The organism is Streptomyces turgidiscabies Car8 (genome assembly GCF_000331005.1).
Lineage (GTDB): Bacteria > Actinomycetota > Actinomycetes > Streptomycetales > Streptomycetaceae > Streptomyces > Streptomyces turgidiscabies.
Genome location: NZ_AEJB01000138.1, coordinates 25,637 through 32,138 on the forward strand (window position 1 = coordinate 25,637; position 6,502 = coordinate 32,138).

Below are 6,502 nucleotides of genomic sequence, written 5' to 3' on the forward strand. Positions count from 1 at the left end.
GGCGTCCCCGAGTCACCACTGAAGGAAGAGCGTATGCGCCACTCGGCTGCGAGCGCGTCACCCCTGGTGGACGTCACTCCTCCACGCCCGCCGTCACGGTGGCGTCAGCGCCTGGGCCGCTGGGACATGAAGGCGTCGCCGTACGCCTACATCTCACCGTTCTTCATCCTGTTCGGGCTCGTCGGCCTGTTTCCCCTGCTGTATACCGCTTACGTCTCGCTGCACGACTGGGACCTCATCGGCGGCCAGGGCGACTTCGTCGGACTCGACAACTTCACCTTCGTCCTCGACCAACCGGTGTTCTGGGACTCGCTGGGCAACACCGTCAGCATCTTCCTGCTGTCGACGGTTCCTCAGATCGCGATCGCTCTCGTGCTCGCCAGCCTCCTGCACGCGAACATCCGGGCACGGACCTTCTGGCGAATGGGGGTCCTGCTCCCGTACGTCATCGCTCCGGTCGCCGTGACGCTCATCTTCTCGCGCATGTTCGCTGATCAGTCCGGCCTGGTCAACGCGCTGCTTGCGCACGTGGGAGTGGACCCGATCGGCTGGCACCGGGACAGCACGCCGGCGCACATCGTCATCGCCAACATGGTCAACTTCCGGTGGACCGGCTTCAACACGCTCGTGCTGCTGGCCGCCATGCAGGCGATCTCCCGCGACCTGTACGAAGCGGCAATCCTCGACGGAGCGGGCCGGGTGCGGCAGTTCGTCTCCGTCACGGTGCCGTCCGTGCGTCCGACGATCATCTTCGTCGTGATCACGTCCACGATCGGCGGCCTGCAGATCTTCGACGAGCCGCGGCTGTACGACACGCAGGGGCTCGGCGGGAGCTCTGGGCAGTGGAAGACGATCACTCTGTACCTGTACGAGCTCGGCTGGAATCAGCAGAGGCTGGGCCGCGCCGCAGCCGTCGCCTGGCTGCTCTTCCTGCTCATCATCGTGTTCGCGCTGGTCAGCAACTGGCTGTCGCGCCGCATCGCCTCCGGCGACGATCCGGTCGCCGTCCCCCGAAAGGCGCGCCGCGCCGCCCGACGAGACGCGAGCGGGGCAGCAGTTGTTACGCCCGCCTCCTCCGCGTCATCCGGTGACTCACCCGGGAGCAGCACGTGACCAGGCCCTCCGTCCCGTACATCGAGCAGACATCCGGCCGCGGTGCCGCCCGGGCGGCGGCACGCCGCCGCGGGCGGGATCACGGCGCCGCGCGCCGGCCCGGACGGATGACGTACGTCGTCCTCACCGTGATCGCGCTCATCTCGATCTTCCCGCTCTACTACACGTTCCTGCTCGCGTCGTCGACGTCGGCGGAGGTCGCGCAGCACCCGATCCCCTCGCTGATCCCGGGCGGGCAGCTGGGCGACAACCTCGTACGCGTCTTCGAGTCCGACATCGATCTCCCGCGTGCGGTCTGGAATTCCGTCTTCGTCTCGGTGACGACGGCTGTCGCGGTCGTGTTCCTGTCCACGCTGGCGGGCTTCGCCTTCGCGAAGCTTCGGTTCAAAGGGCGGGCCGGTCTTCTCGCGTTCGTCGTGGCCACCATGGCGGTCCCGACACAGCTGGGCGTGGTGCCGCTGTTCATCGTCATGCGCGAACTGGGACTGACGGGAAGCCTGTGGGCAGTGATCATCCCTGGCCTCGCATCCGCCTTCGGGGTGTTCTGGATGACGCAGTACCTCTCGGCGGCCCTACCCTATGAGCTCATCGAAGCCGCCCGTATCGACGGTGCGTCGACCTTCCGGATCTTCCGGTCCATCGCGCTGCCGGCCGCCAGACCCGCGTTGGCGATGCTCGGACTGTTCACCTTCATCGGGGCGTGGACCAACTTCTTCTGGCCGTCGATCGTGCTCGGAACGACCAACCCGACGCTGCCCGTCGCGCTGCAACTGCTGCAAACCGGGTTCTTCAAGGACATCCCCCTGATCATGACCGGCGTGCTCGTGTCGGTGGTGCCGCTGCTGCTGCTGTTCGTCATCCTCGGCAAGCAGCTCGTCGCCGGCGTCATGCAGGGAGCCATCAAGGGGTGACGCTGTCGGCCGCAGCACCCGCCCGGACCGTATTGCGCTGCGGTGCGGTGCGCTGCCGCTGAGTCCGAGCCCCCCACCTCGCCGAGGCCGCCCCCGAGGCCCCGGAGACGAATCCGAGAGGAACTACCTACCCCCCATGCACGACACGACCGCACCGGACCGCATCGCATTCCGCGACCTCAACGGCAACGGCCGCATGGACCCTTACGAGGACCCGCGGCTCAGCGCCGAGGAACGCACCGAGGACCTGTTGTCCCGGCTCTCACTCGAAGAGAAGGTCGGTCTCCTCTTCCACACGGTCATCGAGATCGGCCCTGAAGGCACCTTGCTCGAAGAACCCGGCGCGATCAGCAAGTCGCCCACCAGCGAGGTGATCCTCGCCAGGGCGATGAACCACTTCAACGTGCACCGCATCGAAGACGCCCGGGCGGCCGCACGATGGAACAACGCAGTCCAACGGCTCGCCGAGAAGACACCGCACGGCATCCCGGTGACGATCTCCACCGACCCGCGACACAGCTTTCTGGAGAACGTCGGGGCGTCGTTCACGGCGGGCCCGTTCTCGCAGTGGCCCGACGGGCTCGGCCTCGCGGCGCTTCGCGACCCGGATGTCGTACGCGAGTTCGCGCGACGGGCGCGCGACGAGTACCGCGCTGTGGGAATCCGCATGGCGCTGCATCCCCAGGTCGACCTGGCCAGCGAGCCCAGGTGGGCACGCCAGCTCCAGACCTTCGGCGCCGACACCGATCTCGTGGTGGCGTACACACGCGCGTACCTCGAAGGCTTCCAGGGCACCACCCTGGACTCGAACAGCGTCGCCTGTGTCACCAAGCACTTCCCCGGTGCCGGCGCGCAACTGGACGGCGAGGACGCCCATTTCCCCTACGGCCGCGAACAGGTCTACCCCAGCGGGGCGTTCGACGAGCACCTGCATCCGTTCGTCGCCGCGGTCGAGCAGGACACCGCAGCGGTCATGCCCTACTACGGGATGCCGGTCGGGCTGGAGATCGACGGCGAGCCGATCGAGGAGGTCGGGTTCGGATACAACAAGCAGATCCTCACCGGGCTGTTGCGCGAGAAGCTCGGCTACGACGGGTTGATCATCACGGACTGGGAGTTGGTGAACGACAACCTCGTCGGGGACCAGGTCCTGCCCGCCCGCGCGTGGGGAGTCGAGGGGCTCGACTCCCGCGAGCGCCTCGTCAAGATCCTCGACGCCGGCGCCGACCAGTTCGGCGGCGAACAGTGCACGGACCTGCTGCTCGACCTCGTGCGCGGCGGCGTGGTCGCGGAGAGCAGAATCGACGAGTCGGCGCGCCGCGTCCTGCTGATCAAGTTCCGGCTCGGCCTCTTCGACAACCCCTTCGTCGACGAGGACGCCGCCGAGGCCATCGTGGGCAACGCCGAGACCCGGCGGATCGCTCTGGAGACGCAGACCCGGTCGGTCACCGTGCTCAAGAACTCCGTCGTCGGTGGTGCGCCACTGCTCCCCCTCAGCCGGAGTGCACGCGTGTACGCGGAAGGCATTGATCCGGACACCCTTGCCCGGGCCGTCACTCCCACAGCCACACCGCTGGAGGCGGACCTCGCCATCGTGCGCATCGAGGCCCCCTTCGAACCACGGGACGACCTGTTCCTGGAGTCGTACTTCCACCAGGGGTCCCTCGAACTGTCGCCCGGCCTGGTGCACCGACTGCGCATGATCGCCCAACAGGCCCCGCTCATCGTGGATGTCGCCCTGGACCGCCCGGCAATCCTCACTCCGCTCATCGACGCGCTGGCCGGCCTCACCGTCACCTTCGGCGTCTCGGACGACGCCCTGCTCGCCGCCCTCACCGGCCGCATCGCCCCCGAGGGCAGGCTCCCCGTCGAGCTGCCTCGTTCGATGCAGGCCGTACGCGAGTCCGCGCCCGACGCGCCTGCGAGCACCCTGGCCCCGCTGTTCCCCCTGGGTTCGGGACTGGACATCTGATGCCTTTCACACATAAGGATCACGCCATGAATGACGCGCGTTCCCGCGCCGCCGCGCTGCTCGGTCGGATGACCATGCACGAAAAGGTCGCGCAGCTGACGTCACTTATCCCGACAATGCTCTTCGACGCCAAGGGCATCCGCCCGGACGTCGCCGCGGCCAAGCTCGCCAACGGCATCGGCTACGTCGAACCTCACATGGGCGGCTTCCCGGCGAACGCGGCCGAACTCGCACGCCTCAACAACGCCGTGCAACGGCATCTGGTCGAGAACACCCGCCTGGGCGTTCCGGCGATCATGCACATCGAAGCGCTCAACGGCGTGAACGCGCCAACCTTCACGGCATTTCCCACGGCGATCGCTCTGGCCGCCACCTGGGACACCGCCGCGGTGGGCGAGATGGCCGCGCTCACGCGCCGGCAGATGCGATCCGTGGGACTGCACCACGCCCTGTCGCCGCTCCTCGACGTCGCCCGTGACGCGCGTTGGGGCCGCGTGCACGAGACCTACGGCGAGGATCCGTACCTGGTCAGCGCGCTCGGAGTGCCCTTCGTACGGAATCTCCAGGGCGAGTCGTTCGTGGACGGCGTCATCGCCACCGGCAAGCACTTCCTCGGGTACGCCATGAGCGAGGCCGGTCTCAACACAGCGACCGTGCAGATGGGAGCAAGGGAGCTGCGCGAGGTGTACGCGCGCCCCTTCGCCGCCGCCATCCAGCTCGCAGGGCTCGGCTCGATCATGACCTCGCTCGCCGACTGGGACGGAGTGCCCGCGGCCGCCGACCCCCGCGTGTTCCGCGAGCTGCTGCGCGAGCAGCTCGGCTTCGACGGGACCGTGGTGTCGGACTGGGGCTCGATCGAGGGCCTCGTGAACCACCAGCGCGCGGCGCGCGACGCACGCGAGGCCGGCGAGCTGGCTCTGCGGGCGGGTATCGACGTGGAGCTGCCCGGGCCGTTCGGCTATGGGGACAGTCTGATCGAGGCCGTCCGCGACGGCGGCATCCCCGAGACGATGGTCGACGAGTCTGTGCTGCGTGTACTGACGCACAAGTTCCAACTGGGCCTGTTCGAGAACCCGTACGTCGAGGCCGACCCGGTGGAGATCATGTCCGTGGCGCAGGAAGGACGCGACCTCTCCCTGCGCCTGGCACGCGAGTCCGTCACCCTGCTCAAGAACGCCGACGGGGTACTTCCCCTCAGCGGAGCCCCGCGCATCGCCCTCGTCGGCCCGCACGCCGACCGGGTCGGCGCGGCGTTCGCCCCGTACACCTTTCCCTCCTTCATCGAACTCACCCGAGCCATGCTGAGAGGCAAGACGAGTTCCATGGTCGGCGTCGAGGACCTCGACACCTTCGGCCCTGACGACGCCTACGTGCACCAGGAGATCGGCGACCTCCTCGCCATGGACGAGGACGAGTTCGCCCGCACGCGGTACGGAGCGGTCTCCCTCGCGGACGCGTTGCGGGCCGCCCTGCCCGACGCGCAGATCACCGTCGCCGCGGGATGTGGGATCACCGATGGCGCCGAGGAGATCAATGCCGCTGTTGAGGCCGCGCGTGACGCCGACATCGTCGTCATGGCGCTCGGCGGTCTGGCCCGGTGGTTCTTCGGCGAACGCACCGAGGGCGAGGCCGCGGACAGCGTCGATGTGCGACTGCCGGATGTGCAGCGTCGGCTCGTGCACGAGATCGCCGCGCTCGACAAGGCGACCGTCGGCCTGATCTTCTCCGGCCGCCCTCTCGCCCTTGGTGACGTGGAGCCCTCACTGGACGCCATCGTGCTCGGGTACTACGGCGCACAGTTCGGCGCCCGGGCCGTCGCGGACATCCTGACCGGCGCGGCCGAGCCGCAAGGACGCCTGCCCTACACGATCCCACGCGCCGGCGGGCAGGTCCCCATCCACGCCGGCCAGCGATTCGGCAGCGGCTACCGCCATCGTGAAGGCGACCCGCACGGCGGATACGTGGACGAGTCCGCGGCACCGCTCTATCCGTTCGGCCACGGCCTGACGTACACACGCTTCGTCCACTCCGACCTCAATCTGAGCAGCACGTCGCTCGCAACCGACGGCACAGTCGACATCACCGTCACCGTCAAGAACACCGGCGACCGCCCGGGCGTGGAACTCGTCCAGCTCTACGTCGAGGACGATGCCCCCGGCATCTCGCGGCCGGCGCTCCAACTCGCAGGGTTCCATCGTCTCGAACTCCAGCCAGGAGATCAGGCGACGGTGAAGTTCGCATTGGAACTTCCCCTCTTGGCCTACCTGTCTCATGACGACAGGTGGGTAGTGGACCCGGGACCGATGTGGATCTCGATCGGCTCGTCGTCGGGCGACCTCTCCATGCGCAGCCGCCTGGATGTCGTCGGCGACACCGCGGACGTCACAGACCGGAGGGTCTACCTGACCCATGCCACCAGGACCGCGCGCCCCGCGACCGGGACGTGACGCGCAGGACCGTCGCCCCAAGCGCCGCCGCACAGCCGGCGCCTCCAGCAGCCCGTGGG

At 68.3% G+C, this 6,502-nt stretch carries 4 protein-coding genes; all 4 read left to right on the top strand.

The window, feature by feature from the left end; translation table 11 throughout:
- The first annotated feature begins 33 nt into the window (after positions 1 to 33).
- The 4 genes from STRTUCAR8_RS08865 to STRTUCAR8_RS08880 all read left to right on the top strand — a co-directional run bounded on the left by STRTUCAR8_RS08865 (position 34) and on the right by STRTUCAR8_RS08880 (position 6,443).
- Complete coding sequence (locus tag STRTUCAR8_RS08865; RefSeq protein WP_006375201.1) at positions 34 to 1,113, top strand: carbohydrate ABC transporter permease; 1,080 nt, start codon at positions 34 to 36, stop codon at positions 1,111 to 1,113.
- A complete protein-coding gene (locus STRTUCAR8_RS08870; RefSeq protein WP_006375209.1) occupies positions 1,110 to 2,024 on the top strand; it encodes a carbohydrate ABC transporter permease in 915 nt (304 codons plus the stop codon). The genes STRTUCAR8_RS08865 and STRTUCAR8_RS08870 overlap by 4 nt, the downstream gene beginning before the upstream one ends.
- Positions 2,025 to 2,160: 136 nt before the next feature.
- Positions 2,161 to 3,996, top strand: a complete 1,836-nt coding sequence (locus tag STRTUCAR8_RS08875; protein WP_006375196.1) for a glycoside hydrolase family 3 protein — start codon at positions 2,161 to 2,163, stop codon at positions 3,994 to 3,996.
- 26 nt (positions 3,997 to 4,022) lie between these two features.
- Positions 4,023 to 6,443 carry a glycoside hydrolase family 3 N-terminal domain-containing protein gene (locus STRTUCAR8_RS08880; RefSeq protein ID WP_006375219.1) on the top strand — a complete coding sequence of 807 codons (2,421 nt, stop codon included), beginning with the start codon at positions 4,023 to 4,025 and terminating at the stop codon, positions 6,441 to 6,443.
- Positions 6,444 to 6,502 lie beyond the last annotated feature (59 nt).

Bases quoted from the DNA above. Each gene is read 5' to 3' on its own strand.
- STRTUCAR8_RS08865 (WP_006375201.1), top strand. From the start codon at position 34: ATGCGCCACTCGGCTGCGAGCGCGTCACCCCTGGTGGACGTCACTCCT.
- STRTUCAR8_RS08880 (WP_006375219.1), top strand. From the start codon at position 4,023: ATGAATGACGCGCGTTCCCGCGCCGCCGCGCTGCTCGGTCGGATGACC.
- STRTUCAR8_RS08875 (WP_006375196.1), top strand. From the start codon at position 2,161: ATGCACGACACGACCGCACCGGACCGCATCGCATTCCGCGACCTCAAC.